1 pseudogene is annotated in these 762 nt (G+C 65.7%); it reads left to right on the top strand.

Annotation, left to right across the window (positions count from 1 at the left end):
* Positions 1–762, top strand: a pseudogene (locus tag WFK98_RS27205) (DUF4815 domain-containing protein); the annotation flags it as partial.

The following is a 762-nucleotide window of genomic DNA, read 5'->3' as shown; positions in this document are numbered from 1 at the left end:
AATGCCTGGACGAATGTTCGCTTCGCGCTGCCGCTGTATCAGCCGGCCGGCACCGAGTTCGCCTTCGTGGTCAAGACCGACGATCCGCAGCACGCGATCGCGGCGGCGACCATGGGCGCGCTCGACACCGTCAATCAGGCCTGGGTGTCTTCGCAGCCCTATACGATCGGCGTGCGGCTCTCCTCCTCGAATGCCAGCACCTGGACGGCGCATCAGGATAGCGACCTGACGTTCCGGATCGTGGCGGCGAAGTTCGACCCGGTGACGAAGTCGGTGAACCTCGGCTCGTTCGCTCTCGTCGACTGCTCGGACCTCTTCATCAGCGGCACGACGCTGCTGCCGACTGCCGAGACGAGCGTCTATTTCGAGGTCGAGCGGGCTTCCGGCGAGATCATCAAGCTGTTGCCGGACCAGGTCTGCGAGCTCACCGAATACGTGACCGAGACGGTGCAGCTCCGCGCGATCCTGAAGGGTTCGGAGAAGGCGTCGCCGATCCTCTTCCCCGGCGTCCAGCTCATTGCCGGCAAGCTGCGCGGCACCGGCACCTACATCTCCCGCGCCATGACGATGGGGACCGGCGTCCGGCTGGAGACGCTGCTTGCCACCAAGCTGCCGGCGGGCTCGTCGCTGACGGTCGAACACGATGCCGGCGACGGCATCTGGGTGGCGTCGACGCTTCTCGCTCAGACGGCGCTCGAAGAGGGCTGGATCGAACGCGAATACAAGAAGGACCCCTATACCGCGACCGAGGGCCGGATCCGG

It is taken from the genome of Kaistia sp. MMO-174, from assembly GCF_037147815.1.
Lineage (GTDB): Bacteria > Pseudomonadota > Alphaproteobacteria > Rhizobiales > Kaistiaceae > Kaistia > Kaistia nematophila.
This window is presented reverse-complemented; position numbering and strand designations above follow the sequence as displayed.